This window comes from Streptomyces sp. NPDC088553 (assembly GCF_044752965.1).
Taxonomy (GTDB): Bacteria; Actinomycetota; Actinomycetes; order Streptomycetales; family Streptomycetaceae; genus Streptomyces.
In genome coordinates, this window is sequence record NZ_JBIVMG010000011.1 from 154,611 (window position 1) to 172,649 (window position 18,039).

The 18,039-nt window shown below is 71.2% G+C and carries 20 protein-coding genes; 5 read left to right on the plus strand and 15 right to left on the minus strand.

Annotation, left to right across the window (positions count from 1 at the left end):
• Window positions 1-73: 73 nt before the first annotated feature.
• Both ACIP8Z_RS31665 and ACIP8Z_RS31670 read right to left on the minus strand, forming a co-directional pair.
• Window positions 74-292, minus strand: coding sequence for a hypothetical protein (locus tag ACIP8Z_RS31665; RefSeq protein ID WP_015036455.1), 219 nt, complete (start codon window positions 290-292; stop codon window positions 74-76).
• 389 nt (window positions 293-681) lie between these two features.
• On the minus strand, window positions 682-963 hold the full coding sequence (locus ACIP8Z_RS31670; protein ID WP_030325609.1) for an acylphosphatase: 282 nt from the start codon (window positions 961-963) through the stop codon (window positions 682-684).
• Window positions 964-1,165: 202 nt separating this feature from the next.
• Between ACIP8Z_RS31670 and ACIP8Z_RS31675 the strand changes: the two genes are divergently transcribed.
• The gene (locus ACIP8Z_RS31675) at window positions 1,166-2,119 is read left to right on the plus strand and encodes a CAP domain-containing protein (protein ID WP_402089592.1); all 954 of its coding nucleotides are present in this window, start codon (window positions 1,166-1,168) and stop codon (window positions 2,117-2,119) included.
• A gap of 87 nt (window positions 2,120-2,206) precedes the next feature.
• Here ACIP8Z_RS31675 and ACIP8Z_RS31680 read toward each other — a convergent pair whose 3' ends face one another.
• Window positions 2,207-2,791 carry a flavodoxin family protein gene (locus tag ACIP8Z_RS31680; protein ID WP_402089594.1) on the minus strand — a complete coding sequence of 195 codons (585 nt, stop codon included), beginning with the start codon at window positions 2,789-2,791 and terminating at the stop codon, window positions 2,207-2,209.
• 152 nt (window positions 2,792-2,943) lie between these two features.
• Here ACIP8Z_RS31680 and ACIP8Z_RS31685 point away from each other — a divergent pair, with 152 nt between their 5' ends.
• Window positions 2,944-3,330 carry a helix-turn-helix domain-containing protein gene (locus ACIP8Z_RS31685; protein WP_319319785.1) on the plus strand — a complete coding sequence of 129 codons (387 nt, stop codon included), beginning with the start codon at window positions 2,944-2,946 and terminating at the stop codon, window positions 3,328-3,330.
• Window positions 3,331-3,342: 12 nt separating this feature from the next.
• Here the strand turns inward: ACIP8Z_RS31685 and mutM are convergent, their stop codons facing one another.
• The 9 genes from mutM to ACIP8Z_RS31730 all read right to left on the minus strand — a co-directional run bounded on the left by mutM (window position 3,343) and on the right by ACIP8Z_RS31730 (window position 13,390).
• Window positions 3,343-4,227: a bifunctional DNA-formamidopyrimidine glycosylase/DNA-(apurinic or apyrimidinic site) lyase gene (gene mutM / locus ACIP8Z_RS31690; RefSeq protein ID WP_402089596.1), complete on the minus strand. Its 885-nt coding sequence runs from the start codon at window positions 4,225-4,227 to the stop codon at window positions 3,343-3,345.
• 150 nt (window positions 4,228-4,377) lie between these two features.
• Complete coding sequence (gene rnc, locus ACIP8Z_RS31695) at window positions 4,378-5,190, minus strand: ribonuclease III (protein ID WP_318207691.1); 813 nt, start codon at window positions 5,188-5,190, stop codon at window positions 4,378-4,380.
• A 20-nt stretch (window positions 5,191-5,210) separates the two neighbouring features.
• Entirely contained in the window at window positions 5,211-5,384 is a 174-nt protein-coding gene (rpmF, locus tag ACIP8Z_RS31700) for a 50S ribosomal protein L32 (protein WP_015036448.1), read from the minus strand.
• Window positions 5,385-5,386: 2 nt separating this feature from the next.
• The gene (locus ACIP8Z_RS31705; protein WP_383588762.1) at window positions 5,387-6,040 is read right to left on the minus strand and encodes a YceD family protein; all 654 of its coding nucleotides are present in this window, start codon (window positions 6,038-6,040) and stop codon (window positions 5,387-5,389) included.
• A gap of 149 nt (window positions 6,041-6,189) precedes the next feature.
• Complete coding sequence (locus ACIP8Z_RS31710) at window positions 6,190-7,239, minus strand: cell division initiation protein (protein WP_402089598.1); 1,050 nt, start codon at window positions 7,237-7,239, stop codon at window positions 6,190-6,192.
• A gap of 110 nt (window positions 7,240-7,349) precedes the next feature.
• Window positions 7,350-7,829 (minus strand): pantetheine-phosphate adenylyltransferase, encoded by a 480-nt coding sequence (gene coaD, locus ACIP8Z_RS31715; protein ID WP_187623233.1) that lies wholly within the window; start codon window positions 7,827-7,829, stop codon window positions 7,350-7,352.
• A 26-nt stretch (window positions 7,830-7,855) separates the two neighbouring features.
• A complete protein-coding gene (rsmD, locus tag ACIP8Z_RS31720) occupies window positions 7,856-8,440 on the minus strand; it encodes a 16S rRNA (guanine(966)-N(2))-methyltransferase RsmD (RefSeq protein ID WP_319319774.1) in 585 nt (194 codons plus the stop codon).
• Between the two features lie 67 nt (window positions 8,441-8,507).
• Window positions 8,508-11,714: a helicase-related protein gene (locus tag ACIP8Z_RS31725; RefSeq protein ID WP_402089600.1), complete on the minus strand. Its 3,207-nt coding sequence runs from the start codon at window positions 11,712-11,714 to the stop codon at window positions 8,508-8,510.
• A gap of 59 nt (window positions 11,715-11,773) precedes the next feature.
• Window positions 11,774-13,390 carry a DAK2 domain-containing protein gene (locus ACIP8Z_RS31730; protein WP_402089602.1) on the minus strand — a complete coding sequence of 539 codons (1,617 nt, stop codon included), beginning with the start codon at window positions 13,388-13,390 and terminating at the stop codon, window positions 11,774-11,776.
• Between the two features lie 275 nt (window positions 13,391-13,665).
• Between ACIP8Z_RS31730 and rpmB the strand changes: the two genes are divergently transcribed.
• Complete coding sequence (gene rpmB / locus ACIP8Z_RS31735) at window positions 13,666-13,851, plus strand: 50S ribosomal protein L28 (RefSeq protein ID WP_015036441.1); 186 nt, start codon at window positions 13,666-13,668, stop codon at window positions 13,849-13,851.
• Between the two features lie 121 nt (window positions 13,852-13,972).
• Here the strand turns inward: rpmB and thiD are convergent, their stop codons facing one another.
• Together thiD and ACIP8Z_RS31745 are read right to left on the minus strand one after the other, a co-directional pair.
• Complete coding sequence (thiD, locus tag ACIP8Z_RS31740) at window positions 13,973-14,788, minus strand: bifunctional hydroxymethylpyrimidine kinase/phosphomethylpyrimidine kinase (RefSeq protein ID WP_402089604.1); 816 nt, start codon at window positions 14,786-14,788, stop codon at window positions 13,973-13,975.
• Window positions 14,785-15,747, minus strand: a complete 963-nt coding sequence (locus ACIP8Z_RS31745) for a thiamine-phosphate kinase (RefSeq protein ID WP_055598471.1) — start codon at window positions 15,745-15,747, stop codon at window positions 14,785-14,787. Before ACIP8Z_RS31745 ends, thiD begins: the two co-directional genes overlap by 4 nt.
• A gap of 233 nt (window positions 15,748-15,980) precedes the next feature.
• Here ACIP8Z_RS31745 and ACIP8Z_RS31750 point away from each other — a divergent pair, with 233 nt between their 5' ends.
• Both ACIP8Z_RS31750 and ACIP8Z_RS31755 read left to right on the plus strand, forming a co-directional pair.
• Complete coding sequence (locus ACIP8Z_RS31750) at window positions 15,981-16,214, plus strand: Lrp/AsnC family transcriptional regulator (protein WP_015036438.1); 234 nt, start codon at window positions 15,981-15,983, stop codon at window positions 16,212-16,214.
• A gap of 20 nt (window positions 16,215-16,234) precedes the next feature.
• On the plus strand, window positions 16,235-16,717 hold the full coding sequence (locus ACIP8Z_RS31755; protein ID WP_319319761.1) for a DUF3515 domain-containing protein: 483 nt from the start codon (window positions 16,235-16,237) through the stop codon (window positions 16,715-16,717).
• 69 nt (window positions 16,718-16,786) lie between these two features.
• Here the strand turns inward: ACIP8Z_RS31755 and ACIP8Z_RS31760 are convergent, their stop codons facing one another.
• The gene (locus ACIP8Z_RS31760; protein WP_319319759.1) at window positions 16,787-17,926 is read right to left on the minus strand and encodes a D-alanine--D-alanine ligase family protein; all 1,140 of its coding nucleotides are present in this window, start codon (window positions 17,924-17,926) and stop codon (window positions 16,787-16,789) included.
• Window positions 17,927-18,039 lie beyond the last annotated feature (113 nt).

Here is an 18,039-nt window from a genome sequence, read left to right on the forward strand (position 1 = left end):
CTCGGCCGACATGAGTATCCATGCGGCTGTGCCGGCGTGAGTGGTTCCCACCTGGCCCCTCGGGGCTGGGTTGTCAGGTGAGCGCAGGCTCCGCCTGGGGTACGTCGAGGTCGATGCTGTTCAGCAGTGACTCTCCCTGGTGCTGAGCGGCGGCAGCGGCAAGCGAGTCGTTCTCGGACTGGATCCGTACCAGCTCGGATTCCAGGTCCTGGACGCGCTGCTGAAGCCGTCGCATCTCGGCGAGGAGTCGCGGGTCGGAGCCGCCGACGTAACCGAGAAGCGCCTTTGCCATGATGGATGGTCCTCCACAATGAGTGACCGACCGAAGCGGTTGGGTCGTGAGGGATTTCGCACCCGCGGTGCTCGGCAGTACTGCTTGTCGTGCCGGTTCCACTGCCAAACAGCTAAGGTGCGCGGGGCTTCCAGAGTCTCACCAAAAAGTTTGACGGTCAACACGATCACGCCCCGTTTGAAGGCCTACCGAGGAGTCCCGGGCCGCTCAGCGGGCGGCGGGGCCTCATGAACTCGGTGCCTCAGGGCGTCGCGATCATCCTTACCCGGCAGCCTTCCATGACGGGCGCTCCTTGGCAACCACCAGGCGGTTTCCCCGCCACCCGGCTGTTACCGCGCGTCCTTTCGAGGCCCCGCTCGGTCACCGGAGAGGGTGTCGGAGAGTGATCGTCAGCGGATGGCGAACCCGTCGTAGCCGCCGCGCGGGGTGGCCCAGATCTCAGTGACGCCGTCCACCCGCCCGGGTGTGTCGGCGGAGTGGAGCCAGGCGAGCAGACGGTGGCAATTCTCACGCGCCCCTTCGGCCACGACCTGCACCCGGCCGTCGTCGAGGTTCAGGGCGAAGCCCACCAGGCCGCCGATCTCCAAAGCGTTTGCCCTGGTGAACCAGCGGAAGCCCACTCCCTGTACCCGGCCGCGTACCCAGGCGGTCATCCGAACGTCGTCACTCATGCCTGCACGCTAACGGGCGGATTGCCAGATGAGCACATCGCCCCCGGCCCGCATGGACTACAGTCCCGACCGAACACGCCTCACCCGTTCGGACCCGCCCTGTTCGACCGCCGGTCCGAAACGGTACCGACAGCAAAGATCAGCAAAGGCCGCAGGGCCGGCACAGGACCACAGCAGGACCAGCAAGAGGAAGGCAGACCAGATGGGACGCCACCGTCGCGCCGGAGCCGCACCCGCCGCAGAAGACTACGCGGACGGTTCGGACCGCCGTCACCGGGGTACCCGCCGCAAGCGGCGCGCCCCCGTGCGCACCGGCCTGCTCGGAGCCTCCGCCGCCGTCGCGGTGGGCGCCATCGCCGTCGCCTCGGGCCTGCTGCCCGGCGGGGACACCTTCACGGTCGGCAGCGCCGGCACGAGCGAGCGCCCGAGCCAGTCCCGGCAGACGCCGGAGCTGACGACGCAGGGCGGGTCCACCGAGACCCCGGCCGGCGACCCGGGCAGCGCGCGGACGAGCACGAAGGCGAGCGCGGGCACGGACAAGGGCAAGGCGGCCTCGCCGTCGGCGACCCCGTCCACCAAGCCGACCCCGAAGGCGACGCCGACCCCGTCGAAGGCGCCGACCAAGGCCCCGACGAAGGCCCCGGCCAAGCCGCCGGCCCCGCGGAAGACCACGGCCGCGCCCACCACGAAGGCCCCCGCGCCGAAGCCGGAGCCGAAGCCCGACCCGACGACCGAGGCTCCGGTCGAGACGACCGCGGCGCCCTCCACCGCCGACCGCGGCGTGGCCGCCGAGGCGGAGGTCGTCCGGCTGGTCAACGTCGAGCGCGCCAAGGTGGGCTGCTCCCCGGTGACCGCAGACGCCCGGCTCGCGGCACTGGCCGGGGCGTTCAGCTCGGACATGGCGGCCCGCGGCTTCTTCGACCACACGGACCCGGACGGGGCCACCCCGTGGGCGCGCGCCGAGAAGGCGGGCATATCAGGCCTCGGCGGCGAGAACATCGCCCGCGGCCAGGCCGACGCGGCGGCCGTGATGGAGTCCTGGATGAACAGCGACGGCCACCGCGCCAACATCCTGAACTGCGACTTCACCACGCTGGGCGTAGGCGTCCACTTCGCCGACGGCGGTCCCTGGTGGACCCAGGACTTCGGCTACTGAGCCGGCGCTCCCCGCATGTCCCTTACGTGAAAGGGCCCGTCACCTTCCCGGTGACGGGCCCTTTCGCGTACGTCATGGCACGGAGCCTCAGGCGGCGGCCTTGCCCGCCGCGAAGGTGCGGGCCGTCAGGGCGACGCGGCGGCCGAGGTGTTCGGCGGTGGCGACATCGGCCTTGTGGACGCCCTCGGGGCCCAGATCGGCCGGGGTCTGGCCGGCGGCGCCGGAGAAGAAGCCGAGGCGGTTGATGTCGTTCTCGGAGGCCTCGCTGGTGTTCCAGCCGGGCTTGAGGCCGAGGTTGATCCAGTGCATGCCGTGCTGGCCGGCGAGGATCTGGAAGTACTGCAGGGTGTGCAGCTTGTCGCCGCTCTTGGAGCCGGAGTTGGTGAAGCCGGCGGCGAGCTTGTCCAGCCAGGCGTCGGCGAACCAGCGCTTCGAGGAGTCCTCGGCGAACTGGTGGAAGGCGCCGGAGGCCGTGCCCATGTAGGTCGGGGAGCCGAAGACGATCGCGTCGGAGGCGTCGAGCAGTTCCCACTCGGCCTCGGTGATCCCGTCGACCTTGATCAGGTGCACGGTGGCGCCCGCGTCGGCGGCGCCGTCGCGGACGGCCTCGGCCAGGACCGCGGTGTGGCCGTAGCCGGAGTGGTAGGCGATGGAGACGACGGGGGTGGTCACAAGGGGCTCCTCGAACGCGAACAGACCTGAGGACAGGTCTGGGAACAGGTCTGTGGGGACGTCCAGAAGTAGAGCACTAACTTTTCGACAGCGCAACCCATTGGTTAGCGCACCACTGGTAGTGAGCGCTGTGCGGGAGTACGGTGGAGAACATGACTGACGACCTCGCCTACGACGTGTTCGCGCGCGCCTGCCCCTCGCGCGGCACGCTGGAGCACGTGACGGGCCGCTGGGGCAGCCTGACCCTCGGTGCCCTGCACGACGGGACGTTCCGGTTCAACGAACTGCGGCGCCGGGTCGACGGCGTGAGCGAGAAGATGCTGTCGCAGACCCTGCACGCGCTGGAGCGCGACGGACTCGTCCATCGCGAGGCGCAGCCGACGAATCCGCCCCGGGTCGACTACCGGCTCACCCCGCTCGGCCGCGAGATCGCGGAGCGGCTGATCGGTCTGATCGAGCTGGTGGAGGGGCGGATGCCCCAGGTCGAAGCGGCGCGGGAGAGTTACGACGCGGAGCGGGCGGCCCCGGTCGGCGCCTGATCCTCGGACGCCTCAGGCACTCGCGCGCGGCGGTCGCTGGCAGCGCGGGCAGAAGTAGCTGGAGCGGTTCATCCACGCGCGGCGCCGCATCGGCGTACCGCAGCGGTGGCAGGGCTCGTCCTCGCGCCCGTAGGCGTCGAGCGAGCGGTCGAAGTAGCCCGACTCGCCGTTGACGTTCACGTAGAGGCTGTCGAAGCTGGTGCCGCCGACCTCCAGGGCCGCGTTCATCACGTCCCGGACGTGCCCGAGGAGTTCGGCCGAGCGCGGGCGCGTGAGGGTGGCGGTCGGCCGGTCGTAGTGCAGCCGAGATCGCCAGAGCGCCTCGTCGGCGTAGATGTTGCCGACGCCGCTGATCAGCGACTGGTCGAGCAGCGCCCGCTTGACCGTCGTACGGCGCAGCCGCAGCGCGCTCTGGAAGGCGGCGTCGTCGAACTCGGGATCCAGCGGGTCGCGGGCGATGTGCCCGATGACGTCCGGCAGTCCGTCGGGGGTCTGGTCGTGGAGCGAGAGTCCGCCGAAGGTGCGCTGGTCGACGAAGCGGAGCTCGGTGCCGGCCGCGCCCGTGACGGAGTCGCTGTCGGATGCGGAGAAGCGGATCCGGATCCGGAGGTGCTTCTCGTCCGCGGCGTCCTCCGGCTGGACGAGCAGCTGCCCGCTCATGCCGAGATGTCCGAGGACGGAGGTGCCGGTATCGGCGAGCGGCAGCCAGAGGTACTTGCCGCGGCGGCGCGCCACCCCGAACCGCTGCCCCTTCAGCCGGGCCGCGAAGTCCTCGCCGCCCGCCGGATGACGCCGTACGGCCCTGGGGTGCAGCACCTCGACCTCGGTCACGGTCCGTCCGGCGACCCAGCGCTCCAGACCCCGCCGTACGACCTCGACCTCGGGCAGCTCGGGCACGGGACTCCTCCGGACGTACGACTTCGACAGCGGTTCAACCCTACCGGGGGCCGGCCCCCGGGGAAGGGCGGGAGGAGGAAGGAGAAGAGGAGGGGAAAAGGCGAGAACCCCGCCCGTGGGCGGGGTTCTCGGGAAGCGAGGGTGCGGCCGTCAGGCCGACGCCCGGTGGGCGGTCGGAGAGGGGTCGGCGACCTCTCCCGTTCCCGCCTCGGCCGCGGCCTTCGCCGCCGCCGCGCGTTCGTCCGCGGCCGCGCGAATCGCGCGCCACGCGGACTCCGCCGCCTGCTGTTCCGCTTCCTTCTTGCTGCGGCCGGTGCCGGTGCCGTACGAGACACCACCGACGCGGGCGGCAGCAGTAAAGGTCTTCTCGTGGTCCGGGCCCTCTTCGGAGACGAGGTACTCCGGAACGCCCAGACCCTCGGCCGCGGTGAGCTCCTGGAGACTGGTCTTCCAGTCCAGGCCGGCACCGAGGTTCGAGGACTTCTCGATCAGCGGGTCGAAGAGCCGGTGCACCAGCTCGGACGCCGCGTCGAGGCCCTGGTCGAGATAGACCGCACCGATCACCGCTTCAAGGGTGTCGGCGAGGATGGACGCCTTGTCCCGGCCGCCCGTGCCCTCTTCGCCCCGGCCGAGCCGGATGAAGGAGCCGAGTTCGAGTTCGCGTCCCACGTCCGCCAGCGCACGCGAGTTGACCACCGCGGCCCGCAGTTTGGCCAGCTGGCCTTCCGGCAGGTCGGGGTGGGTCCGGTACAGCGTGTCCGTGACCACCAGGCCGAGCACGGAGTCCCCGAGGAACTCCAGCCGCTCGTTGGTGGGCAGACCGCCGTTCTCGTACGCGTACGAACGGTGGGTCAGCGCACGCACCAGAAGGGCGGACTCGAGCCGATAGCCGAGCCGCCCTTCCAGAAGCGTGTGGGACGAGGCATGGTCCGTCTTGTCGTCCGTCTTGCGGGACTCAGACATTGCGCCTCTCACCAGCCCAATCAGACCGAGAGGACCTGGCGCTTGTTGTAGGTGCCGCAGCTCGGGCACGCGATGTGCTGCAGCTTCGGCTCCTGGCAACGCTCACACGAAACCAGGGTGGGGACCGCAGCCTTCCACTGCGACCGGCGGTGGCGCGTGTTGCTGCGCGACATCTTCCGCTTCGGAACAGCCACGGCTACTTCTCCTGCTTCTCGGCGGCGCTTCGGACGTCCCCGTCAGAGGCTTTGCCGCTCATGTTGTCCTTCTCATCGGTTCCCAGCGAACCGGCGAGTCCCTGCAGTGCCGCCCAACGAATGTCGACGGCGTCATGGTGGTGGTCCGGGTTCTCGTTCAGGTTGGTTCCACACTCGGAACACAGACCCGCACAGTCCTCCCGGCACACCGGCTGCATCGGCAGTGCGAGCACCACCGCATCACGCAGCACGGGTTCGAGGTCGAACATGCCGTCCTCGAGGGGGATCATGTCCTCGTCTGCCTCGGCTTCGTCGTCCGCGGCCGCCTTGGAGCGGCCCCGGTCGTCGGAGTCGGGGTACGAGAACATCTCCTGGAAGTCCACATCGAGCTCCAGCTCGACGGGCTCCAGACACCTTACGCACTCCCCCTCGGCCGATGCACGGGCGGTGCCTGTGACAAGCACCCCTTCCATGACCGACTCAAGACGGAGATCGATTTCCACCGGAGCGCCCTCGGGCACTCCGATCACTCCTTCGACGCCCAGGTCCCTGGGGGCCTCGATCGAACGCGAGAGCCGCTGGAGGGCACCAGGACGCCGCCCCAGCTCGTGTGTGTCGAACACGAGGGGGTTGCGGTGGTCGAGGCGCGTGCTCAGGGCTCTTCCTGCTTTCGAATCGTGCTGCGTCGAGGAGGCTGCCTGACGTGGGCAGCGTGGATCGCGGAGATACGCGCGACCGAAGAGCCAGGATACTGGACGCTTCGCTCAGGGCCCAATCCGGGCCTTGAGGTCGTACCGACCCCCCTCTACTGCCCCTGCTCGTACCGGCGCAGCTGCTCCAGGTCGATCATGCTCGTGTCGAAGAAGCTCGTCTCGTCGAGCGCGGCGCCCTGCTGCTGGTGCCCCTGCTGCGGGACGGGCTGCTGGTACGCGTACGGGTCCTGCTGCTGGTAGCCGTACGGGTCGGCGTGCTGCGGCTGCTGCTGGTACGCGTACGGGTCGGGCTGCTGCTGGACCTGCTGGTAGCCGGCGTACGGGTCGGGCTGCTGCTGCACCTGCTGGTAGGCCGCGTACGGGTCGGGCTGGGGCTGGGACCGCTGCGGGGCGGGGATCTGGACCGGCTCCGGGTCCGCGAGCTCCGCGAGTCCGGCCAGGTAGTCGGAGTCGCTGGTGTGCACGGAGCCGCCGAGACCCTCCTGGGCGGCCATGTGCTCGCCCAGCGCGTCGGTGGCGATCCGGCCGTGCAGCTTCTGCCGGCCGCGTCCGACGGCCTCCAGGGTCTTGCTGAGCACCGCCTCGAAGGCGCCGAGCTTCGCGTCGACGTACTCGTCGGCCCGCTGGATCAGGGTCTGCGGGTCGGCGCTGTACTCGGGGGCGTCCTCGTCCGCATAACCGTTCTGGTCGAGGCCGGGGCCCCGGCCGAGGAGCTTCTCGCGGCCCCGGTCGACGGAGCCGATCGTCTTGTTGAGGACGACCTCGAAGTTCGCGAGCTTGGAGTCGACGTAGTCGTCGGCCTCGGCACGGACCTCCTCGGCCTCGCGGCGGGCCTCGGAGAGGATCCGGTCGGCCTCCTCCTGCGACAGCCGGGCGACCTGGGTGTCGGAGACGATCGAGCCGCGCTCGGCGTGGGCGGCCTCGATGATCCGCTCCGCCTCCTGGCGGGCCTGCTCGACCATGTGCTCGCGGCCGCCGATCAGCTCCTGGGCCTGCGCGAGGGAGCCGGGCAGCGCCTCCCGCACCTCTTCGAGCAGGGCGAGCAGCTCGGCGCGATTGACCACGCAGGATGCCGACATGGGCATGGAGCGGGCGCCCTGCACGGTCGCGACGATCTCGTCGAGCTTCTTCTGTACGTCCACCGGGTGCTCGCCACTCTCTACAGCTGGATGGAGACGGACGGGACGACTGTAAGGGCAGTCGGCGCCCGTCCGACACCGGGTGACGGAGCGTCAGTGATGGTGGCCGCGCGTCACTTCTGCGCCAGGCGCTCGGTGAGCCGGCCGAAGACCGCCGGGGGCACCAGGTGGGAGACGTCGCCGCCCCAGGCCGCGACCTCCTTGACCAGCGAGGACGACAGGAAGCTGTAGGTCGGGTTGGTGGGGACGAAGAGGGTCTCCACACCCGTGAGGCCGTTGTTCATCTGGGCCATCTGCAGCTCGTAGTCGAAGTCGCTGACCGCGCGCAGTCCCTTGACGATCGCGGGGATGTCGCGCTGCTTGCAGAAGTCGACGAGCAGTCCGTGGAAGGACTCCACCTCGACGTTGCCGAAGTCGGCGGTCACCTCGCGGATCAGCTCGATCCGCTCGTCGACCGTGAACAGGCCCTTCTTCGACTGGTTGATCATCACCGCGACGTGTACGACGTCGTACAGCTTGGAGGCGCGGGCGATGATGTCGAGGTGTCCGTTGGTGATGGGGTCGAATGACCCCGGACAGACGGCGCGGCGCAACTTGGGTCCCTCGCTCTCCGGTCCGGTCATCGTGCGTCTTCGCACGTAGAGGCGGCGCGACCGTACCAAAACGTTCCCTCGCCGTAACGACGGGCCCGCAGTGGTTCGAAACCGGCCGGCCAGCCGAATTCTCCGCCTCTGGTGCTGCGCTCCACGGTGACGAGGGCGTCGTCCGCGAGCCAGCCCCCCGAGCGGAGTGTGAGGAGTATCTCGCGAAGATCCTCGTCGGTGACGGCGTACGGCGGGTCGAGGAAGACCAGGTCGTACGGGTCGGCGGGCGCCGGTCCCGTCACGATCTGCTCGGCTTTGCCGGTGCGGAGTTCGGCGCCGGGCAGGCCGAGCGAGGAGATGTTCTCGCGGATGGTGCGCGCGGCGCGCGGTTCGGCCTCGACGAGGAGGGCGTGGGCGGCTCCCCGGGAGAGCGCTTCGAGGCCGACGGCGCCGGAGCCGGCGTACAGGTCGGCGACCCTGGCACCGTCGAGGGTGCCGAGGAACGCGCCCCAGGTGGAGAAGAGGCCTTCGCGCGCCCGGTCGGAGGTGGGGCGGGTGCCGTTGCCGGGCGGCACGGCCAGGCGGCGCCCGCCGGCGGTGCCGGCGATCACGCGAGTCATCGGTGTCCTCGTCCTGCGTCGTCCAGTGCGTACGTCTCAGGATATGACCGCGGCCCGCGCCGCGTGGTCAGCCCTTCTCCAGGTACTCCTCCCGGTCCTTGTCGAGCAGGGCGTCGAGCGCGGTGCGCAGCCCCGGGTGGGCGGCGAGGTCGGGGTCGGCGAGGACGAGGGCGGTGGCCTCCTCGCGGGCGGCGGCGATGACCTCCTCGTCGTCGATGACGGTCAGCACCCGCAGGGAGGAGCGGACGCCGGACTGGGCCTGGCCGAGGACGTCGCCCTCGCGTCGCTGTTCGAGGTCGATACGGGAGAGCTCGAAGCCGTCGAGGGTGGCGGCGACGGCGGCGAGACGCTGGCGGGCGGGGGTGGCCTCGGGCATCTCGCTGACGAGGAGGCAGAGGCCGGGTGCCGAGCCCCGGCCGACGCGGCCGCGGAGCTGGTGGAGCTGGGAGACGCCGAAGCGGTCGGCGTCCATGATCACCATGGCGGTGGCGTTGGGGACGTTGACGCCGACCTCGATGACGGTGGTGGCGACGAGGACGTCGAGCTCGCCCGCGGCGAAGCGGCGCATGACGTCGTCCTTGTCGTCGGGGTGCATGCGGCCGTGCAGGACGGCGATCCGGAGTCCGGCGAGGGGCCCGGCGCGGAGCTTCTCGGCGACGTCGAGGACGGCGAGCGGCGGGCGCTTCTCGGCCTCGTCCTCGGCGGACGCCTTCGCCTTCTTCCTCTGGTCCTCCTCGTCGCCGATGCGCGGGCAGACCACGTACGCCTGGTGGCCCTTCTCGACCTCCTCGCGGACCCGTTCCCACGCGCGCGCGAGGAAGTGCGGCTTGTCGGCGGCGGGCACGACATGGGTGGCGATCGGCGAGCGTCCGGCGGGCAGCTGGTCGAGGACGGAGGTCTCCAGGTCGCCGAAGACGGTCATGGCGACCGTGCGCGGGATGGGGGTGGCGGTCATCACCAGCAGGTGCGGGGGCTGCTTCCCCTTGCCGCGGAGGGCGTCGCGCTGCTCGACGCCGAAGCGGTGCTGCTCGTCGACGACGACCAGGCCCAGGTCGTGGAACTGGACCTTGTCCTCGATCAGCGCGTGGGTGCCGATGACCACCCCGGCCTCGCCGGTGACCAGGTCGAGGAGGGCCTGCCGGCGGGCCGCGGTGCCCATGGAGCCGGTGAGCAGGACGACCTTGGTGGCCCGGTCGGCGCCGCCGAGCATCCCTCCCTCGGCGAGCTCGCCCATCATCTCGGTGACGGAGCGGTGGTGCTGCTGGGCGAGGACCTCGGTGGGGGCGAGCATGGCGGCCTGTCCCCCGGAGTCGACGACGGCGAGCATGGCGCGAAGGGCCACCATCGTGTTGTGCGTCACGGTGAAGTGATCAGTCACATAAGCGTGGTCGGCATGCGCGACGCTGATGCACTGCACGGCCTTCCGGCCGACGTACTCCACGGCACGGATGCCACGCCGGAAGGTGTTGTACTTGGGCCTCGGACGCATCCGCTCGGCCTTGCGGGTGAGCCGGAACGGGGGGTACCCGTCGGGCAGAGCCACCGAGACGTTGAAGGCGGTCTTCTTCGGCAGAACCCGCGCTCGCCCGCCGAGCGAGCGTACGAGCCACGCCACGTCCTCCGCGAGCAAGCGCGAAGCGGAGCAGAGCGACACGCTCATGCCGTCCTGGTGCACGGTGCCGTCCGTGTCCAGGAGCCCTTGGAGGACCGCGAGACGGTCCTTGATCGTGGCGTTCTTGAACTGCGCGGGGATGAACTTGTCATGCGATGTGGCACCCCACAGCTCCAGGTCGCGCAGCGCTTGGATGACGGGATTCCGCGCGCCGCCCGCACGCCGGACGAGCTGGATCGTGTAGTCGCAACGCGAGCCGACCACGGGGGTGAGCCTGCAGTCCGGCTCTACGGACATCGCGACGGCGTCATGGATCTCGGCGTCGGTCGTGGAGAGCCGCAAGTTGTGCCGGAACGAGCCGTCGCCCAGGAGCACACCGAGCAGATACGGATCGAGCGGCAGTGTGGACCCGTCTCCCAGGTCGACCGGGGCGGCGGCGGGGATGTACCACTTCGAAGAGCCGTTCGCCTTCAAGAGGTCATGCCGGATCTCCCTTGTGGTCAGCACCTCGGGGGCCTGGCCGCGGTGCCATGCGCAGCTCGTTCCCACGATCCACAAATGCTCGTCGTCGCACTCCACGGCGGTTCCGTCCGAGAGGAGGATCCGCCACACCTCGCGCTCCCCTTGCGGAAAGACTCCGTCGACGACCGCGGTCTCTCCCGTGGGCACGATCACCTCGTCCCCGACCCGCATGTCGCCCATCCGTCGGAATCCCACAGAGGTCAACACGAGGGAGTCCAGGGGCTGCGCCTTGCCCGATCCGACCTCGCCCTGGAGGAGGCGGTGCATGGGGTGGTCGGTGGCGAGGTCGTCGAAGATCTCCTTGGAGACCTTCCGTTGGCCGTCGGTGAGGGTGAAGGGGAGTTTGGCGTCGAAGGCGTCGAGGATGCCCTCGGGGACGGGCCGGCGGGCGACGGCGGGGAGCTGGGTGTCGGCGTGCCGGCGGCGGGCGAGGGCGACCTGGAGGACGAAGGCCTCGTCCCACTTGAGGCGCTCGCGCGCGGTGGCGATGTCGGACTTGGTGCGGGGCCGGTGGATGAGCCGGAGGGCGTCGGGGAGCTCGGCGAGACCGCGGCCCTCGCGCAGGGCGTCGGGAAGCGGGTCGACGGCGTCGACGGCGCTGGGCAGGACGGCGTCGACGGCCTTGGCGATCTTCCAGGACTCCAGCTTGGTGGTGGCCGGGTAGATCGGGATGAGGGCCCCGGCCCAGACGTCCACGGCCTCCTCGCTGTCGCCGCGGAGGAGTTCGTACGACGGGTGGGCGAGCTGGAGGCGCCGGTTGAAGAGCGAGACCTTGCCGGCGAACATCGCGCGGGTGCCGGGCAGCAGGTCGTGGTGGGGCTTGTGCACGCCCTTGCCGAAGAAGACCAGCTGGAGGCGGCCGCTGCCGTCGGTGATGGTCACTTCGAGGCGCTGGCCGCGCCCCTTGGAGCCGTTGAAGGTGTGCACTCGGGCGTCGGCGACCTGCGCGACCACCGTGACGTGCTCGTCGAGCGGCAGGTCGGCGAGGGTCGTCAGCTCCCCCCGCTCGGCGTACCGGCGGGGGTAGTGGTGGAGCAGGTCACCGACCGTGTGCAGGTCGAGTGCCTCGGCCATGACCTTGGCGGTGGCGGGGCCGAGGGACTTCTTGAGTGGTTCGTCGAGCGCGGGCACGCGTTCCATTGCACACCACGCGACCGACAGTCGTCCCGGAGGCTGTGGACAACCACCGGGAAAAACCCCTATTCCACCCCGATGAGCAGCGGCGGCGCCCCCGCGCCCGCGTGGTACGTGGTGGTGTCGACGGCCAGGTAGCCGCGCCGGACGTGGGCCTCCAGGTCGGGGGCGAGTCCGGGCGGGGTGTCGTCGGCGACGACGAGGGTGACGAGTTCGCCGCCGGCCGAGAGCATCCGGTCCAGGACGGTGCGGGCGGTCTCGGTGAGGTCGGCGCCGATGACGGCGACGTCGCCCTCGATGAGGCCGAGGATGTCACCGGCCTGGCAGACGCCCGCCGAGGTGAAGGACTGCCTTTCGGCGACGGCGAGTTCGGCGTAGCGGGTGGCTCCGGCGGCGGCCGTCATGGCGACGACGTCCTCGTCGAAGCGCCGGTCGGGTTCGTGGACGGCGAGGGCGGCGATGCCCTGGACGGCGGCCCGGGTCGGGATGAGGGCGACGCGGATGCCCTCGGCCCTGGCGCGTTCGGCGGCGGCCGCCGCGGCCTGCCGCAGGTCGGTGTCGTTGGGCAGGAGGACCACCTCGCGCGCGTGGGCCCGCCGGATCGCGTCGAGGAGGTCGTCGCCGGCGGGCTGTTCGCCGGGCAGGGTCCGTACGGTCGTGGCGCCCGCCTCGGCGCAGAGCCCGGCCAGGCCCTCGCCGGGGACGACGGCGACGACCGCGCGCTGGGCGCGCTCCCCGCGCGCGGAGGCGGCGGACGAGTCGGCGGCGAAGTGGGTGATCCGGATGCGGTGCGGCCGTCCGGCCTCGACTCCGGCCTCGACGGCGGCGCCCGCGTCGTCGACGTGCACATGGACGTTCCACAGCCCGTCCCCGCCGACGACGACGAGGGACTCCCCCAGGGCGTCCAGCCGGGACCTGAGCAGCTCGACGGCCTCGTCCCCGGCCTCCAGGAGGTAGATCACCTCGTAGGCGGGCCCGTCCTCCGTGGGGCAGTCCTCCGGGGGTGCGGGCGTGGCCCACGTCTCGTCCACCGGCGGCGGGGCCTGTCCGGTCACGGTCTCCAGGAGGGCGCCGAGGACCGTCACGAGGCCCCTGCCGCCCGCGTCGACGACTCCGGCGCGTTCGAGGACGTCGAGTTGCCCCGAGGTGGCGGCGAGGGCGGTCCTGGCCCCCTCGTGGGCGTTCCTGGCCACGTCGACGAGCCCGCCGCCGGCGGCGCAGGCCTCGGCCGCGGCGCTCGCCACGGTGAGGATGGTGCCCTCCACGGGGTGGGCGACGGCCCGGCGGGCCGCGCTCGCGGCCTCGCCGAGGGCGCGGGCGAGGTGATCACCGTCACAGCCGTCGGCGAGGACGCCCGCCATGCCGCGGAGGAGCTGGGACAGGATGGTGCCGGAGTTCCCGCGGGCCCCGAGGAGCGCGCCGTGTGCCATGGCCCGTACGGTCTCGGCGGTGTCGGGGGTGGGCGCGGAGGCGGCGAAGACGGCCTCGACGGCCTGGTGGGCGGCCTCCGCCGTCAGGTACAGGTTGGTGCCGGTGTCCCCGTCCGCCACGGGATAGACGTTGATCGCGTCGATCTCCTCGCGCTCCCGGCCGAGCGCGTCCAGCGAGCGCGCGCACCAGGACCTGACCGCTTCGGCGTCGAGCTCGTCGAGCTCCTCGAAGGGGTGAAGGGCTCGCGACAACGGGGGGTCCTCCTTCGGCGGTGAGCTCACCGCAGGGTAGACCCGAGGTGTCCCTCCCCCAAGCTCTCGGCTTCGCTCGAGCAGGGGGACCCCCGGTGACCTGGGCCCGGGGCGAGGTCCGCCGAGACCATGGTAGTTTCGTTCCACCGAGCCAGCCGTTGTATGCTGTTTCGGTTGCCTGGTTCACACCGGGCCAATCCCCCGGCAAGCCACTTCAGACTCCTGATTCCGGTGCGCCGGATTTCACTGTAAATCTGAAGTCTTTGGAGTGACCCGTGGCTGCCAACTGCGACGTCTGCGGCAAGGGGCCGGGCTTCGGCAACAACATTTCGCACTCGCACCGCCGTACGCCCCGTCGCTGGAACCCGAACATCCAGCGTGTGCGTGCCGTGGTCGGTCGGACGCCGAAGCGGCTCAACGTCTGCACCTCGTGCATCAAGGCCGGCAAGGTCTCGCGCTAATTGCGACGTGTTCTGTCGTAGCGCAGCCCCTGCGGTTGCCTTGAAAGGCCGGTTCACCTAGGTGAACCGGCCTTTTGCCTTGCCCGGAAACGGAAGCCGGCGACGGCGGGGCCGCCGGTGATCACCGACGGCTCCCTCGGTCCCTGAACCGCCAGCCGTGGTCGACCGGCCCGATGCCCGCGCCCAGCGCGAATCCGGCGCCGATGGCCCCCGTCACATAGTCCTTCGCCTGCCGTACCGCCTCCGGCACCGGGAGCCCCTTGGCGAGCCCGGACGCCACCGCGGAGGCGAGCGTGCAGCCCGTCCCGTGGGTGTGCCGGTTGTCGTGGCGCGGTGCGCGCAGCCAGTGCTCCTCGGAGCCGTCCGTGAGCAGGTCCACGGCCTCCCGGCCGGTGGGCAGGTGCCCGCCCTTGATCAGGACCCATTCCGGTCCGTACGACAGGATCGCCTCGGCCGCGACCCGCATGTCGGCCTCGTGGACGACGTGGACGCCCGTGAGCTGTGTCACCTCGTCCAGGTTCGGGGTGGCGACCGTGGCCCGGGGCAGCAGCTTCGTACGGACGGAGTCGAGCGCACTCTCGGCGAGCAGGGAGTCCCCGTGCTTGGAGACGCCGACCGGGTCGACGACGACCGGGGCTCCGGTGTCGCCGAGCAGCTCGGCGACGGTCTCCACGAGGGTGGCCGAGGCCAGCATGCCGGTCTTGACCGCCTGGACGCCGATGTCGTCGACGACGGCCCGGTACTGGGCCCGTACGGCCTCCACGGGCAGCTCCCAGACGCCCTGGACGCCCCGCGAGTTCTGGGCGGTGACGGCGGTGAGCACGCTCATGCCGTGGACGCCGAGCGCGAGCATCGTCTTCAGGTCGGCCTGGATGCCGGCGCCGCCGCCGGAGTCGGATCCGGCGACGGTCAGCACCGGCGGGGGCGCGGAGGTCACTCGGTCTCCCCGAAGTGGTCCCAGCCGCCCACGCTGTGCCAGGGCGCGCCGTCCACGGTGACCTGCGGCAGCGCGGAGGGGTTGAGGACCTCGCCGATGACCTTCCAGCGGGCGGGCAGCTTCACGTCGGGCGGGAAGGTGGCCACGATGGCGTGGTCCTCTCCCCCGGTGAGCACCCACTGCATGGGGTCGACGCCGACGGCCTGGCCGATGTCGTTCATCTGGGTCGGGATGTCGATGAGCCCGGAGCGCAGGTCGATGCGGACCTTGCTGGCCTCGGCGATGTGGCCGAGGTCGGCGATGAGGCCGTCGCTGACGTCGCACATGGCGGTGGCGCCGAGACCGGCGGCCGCGGGACCCGCGTGGTACGGCGGTTCGGGCCTGCGGTGGGCCTCGACGAAGGCGCGCGGGGAGCGGAAGCCGCGGGAGAGCACCGCGTAGCCGGCGGCGGACCAGCCGAGCCAGCCCGTGTAGGCGACGACGTCGCCGGGCTGGGCGCCGCCCCGGGTGACCGGGTCGTGGTTGCGCAGATCACCGAGCGCGGTGATGGACACCATGATCGTGTCGCCCCGGACGACGTCGCCGCCGACCACCGCGGCGCCCGCGACCTGACATTCGTCGCGCAGGCCGTCCATGAGTTCGGTGGGCCAGGTGACGGGCAGTTCGGCCGGGACGACCAGGCCGAGGAGGAGCGCGGTGGGGACCGCGCCCATGGCGGCGATGTCGGCGAGGTTCTGTGCGGCGGCCTTGCGGCCGACGTCGTACGCCGTCGACCAGTCGCGGCGGAAGTGACGTCCTTCGAGAAGGATGTCCGTGCTGGCCACCACGCGCCGGTCGGGCGCGGAGACGACCGCGGCGTCGTCGCCCGGCCCGATCCGTACCGCCGGGGTGGAGGTGAGCCGGGACGTGAGCTCCTTGATGAGCCCGAACTCGCCCAGCTCTCCGACTGTGCCCTTCACCGCGCCTCACCTCGTGTCTTCGTGCCGGCCGGCGGGCGGGGGCGCGTCTGTTCGCGCCGCGGGTCGCGGGCCGTCACCGTGCTGGGTACCGTCAAGTAGACCGTCAACTTCTGTCCTGCGTACGCCACCCCGCGAGCGCCTCGGGACGCGCAGGTCTCCCCGCGGCCCGCGGCGACGCGGTACCGTGGCGTCCCTTTCTCCCACAAGATCCTCGTGGTCGCCCTGGAGGTTCCGTGGTTCAGGCGTACATCCTCATCCAGACCGAGGTGGGCAAGGCGTCGACCGTCGCCGACACCATCTCCAAGATCCCGGGGGTGCTCCAGGCGGAGGACGTGACCGGTCCGTACGACGTCATCGTGCGTGCGCAGGCGGACACCGTCGACGAGCTCGGCCGCATGGTGGTCGCGAAGGTCCAGCAAGTGGACGGCATCACGCGCACCCTCACCTGCCCGGTCGTTCATCTGTAGCCCCCGTCTACGCTTGGCCGGTGAAGTCTTCCCACCGGCCCTTCGGCCTGCCCGCCGCCGTCACGGCAGCCGTGCTGCTACTGGCCGCCGCCGGCTGTTCCTCGCCGGACGCCGCGGCGTCCGTCGAGGTCCCCAGCCCCCCGGCGGCGGAGGCCGCCCTCTGCCAGGACCTGGCGAAGGAGCTTCCCGGCACCGTGGTGGGGCTGGAACGGAGTGACCCGGAGCCCGGCTCCGAGTTGACCGCCGGCTGGGGTGACGGTGCGATCGTACTGCGCTGCGGGGTGCCCCGGCCCGAAAAGATGAGCGATCCCAAGGCGCAGGGCGTCGAGGCGAACGGCGTCAACTGGATGCTGGAGCGTCCCGAGGGCAGCGGGCCCCGTTTCACCACGACGTACCGGAAGACATACGTCGAGGTCACGCTCGGCGAGCAGTACACGCACGACATGACGCCGCTCGCGGATCTCGCCGATCCCGTACGGAAGACCGTGCCGTCCAGCCTCTGAGGGCGGCGGCACGGCCTTCCGGGGTGCTGGGACGGGCCCCAGGGGATCAGCGCGGGCCCGTGGAGCGGGTCAGCGCAGGCCCGTGGAGCGGGTCAGCGCGGCCTGGATGAGCCGGTCGACGAGCTCGGGGTAGCTCACGCCGCTCTCCTGCCACATGCGCGGGTACATGGAGATCGGCGTGAAGCCCGGCATGGTGTTGATCTCGTTGATGACGAACTCGCCGTCCTCGGTGAGGAAGAAGTCCGCGCGGACCAGGCCCTCGCAGGAGACCGCCTCGTAGGCGGCGACGGCGAGGCGCTGGATCTCGGCGGTGGCCTCGTCCCCGATGGGGGCGGGCACGATGCCGGAGGCCGAGTCGATGTACTTGGCCTCGAAGTCGTAGAAGTCGTGGTCCGTGACCGGCGGGATCTCGGCCGGCACGCTGGCGCGCGGCCCGTCCTCGAACTCCAGGACGCCGCACTCGATCTCGCGGCCGCGCAGCAGCGACTCGACGAGGATCTTGGGGTCGTGGCGGCGGGCCTCCTCGATGGCCTCGTCCAGGCCGGAGAGGTCGTCGACCTTGGTGATGCCCATGGAGGAGCCGCCGCGGGCCGGCTTCACGAAGAGCGGCCAGCCGTGCTCGGCGGCGAACTCGACGATCTTCTTGCGGGCGGCCGCGGGGTTCTGGTCCCACTCGCGCGGCCGGATGACCTCGTACGGGCCGACCGGGAGGCCGAAGGAGACGAAGACCCGCTTCATGTACTCCTTGTCCTGGCCGACGGCGGAGGCGAGGACGCCCGCGCCGACGTAGGGGACGCCGGAGAGCTCCAGGAGGCCCTGGAGGGTGCCGTCCTCGCCGTAGGGGCCGTGGAGCATCGGGAAGACCACGTCGACCTCGCCGAGGGCCCTCGGCACGGCGCCGGGCTCGGTGAGGACGACCTCGCGGTTGGCGGGGTCGACGGAGAGGACGACGCCGCCCTCGCCGGACTCGGCGAGGTCGGTGACGTTCGGCAGGGCGCGGTCGGCGATGGCCATGCGCTCGGGGGCGTCGGCGGTGAGCGCCCAGCGCCCGTCCGTCGTGATGCCGATGGGCAGCACGTCGTACTTGTCCCGGTCGATGGCGCTCAGGACGGCGCCCGCCGTGACGACGGAGATGGCGTGCTCGGAGCTGCGTCCGCCGAAGACGACGGCCACGCGCGGCTTGCGGGGGCTCTGGGTGTTCTCGCTCATATCGCGATGAGCGTACCTTGCGCGTCCCGAACGGCCTTGCGGCCCCGCTCCCCTCGCGCGTCCGGCCCAGCGCGGCCCGGCGACGCGTGGGTCCCTGACCGGCACCGCCCGGT

Excerpts from the sequence above, each read along its gene's own strand:
- ACIP8Z_RS31665 (WP_015036455.1), bottom strand. The coding sequence starts at position 292 with ATGGCAAAGGCGCTTCTCGGTTACGTCGGCGGCTCCGACCCGCGACTC.
- rsmD (WP_319319774.1), bottom strand. The coding sequence starts at position 8,440 with ATGACTCGCGTGATCGCCGGCACCGCCGGCGGGCGCCGCCTGGCCGTG.
- ACIP8Z_RS31670 (WP_030325609.1), bottom strand. The coding sequence starts at position 963 with ATGAGTGACGACGTTCGGATGACCGCCTGGGTACGCGGCCGGGTACAG.
- rnc (WP_318207691.1), bottom strand. The coding sequence starts at position 5,190 with ATGTCTGAGTCCCGCAAGACGGACGACAAGACGGACCATGCCTCGTCC.
- ACIP8Z_RS31675 (WP_402089592.1), top strand. The coding sequence starts at position 1,166 with ATGGGACGCCACCGTCGCGCCGGAGCCGCACCCGCCGCAGAAGACTAC.
- ACIP8Z_RS31685 (WP_319319785.1), top strand. The coding sequence starts at position 2,944 with ATGACTGACGACCTCGCCTACGACGTGTTCGCGCGCGCCTGCCCCTCG.
- ACIP8Z_RS31760 (WP_319319759.1), bottom strand. The coding sequence starts at position 17,926 with ATGAGCGAGAACACCCAGAGCCCCCGCAAGCCGCGCGTGGCCGTCGTC.
- ACIP8Z_RS31725 (WP_402089600.1), bottom strand. The coding sequence starts at position 11,714 with ATGGAACGCGTGCCCGCGCTCGACGAACCACTCAAGAAGTCCCTCGGC.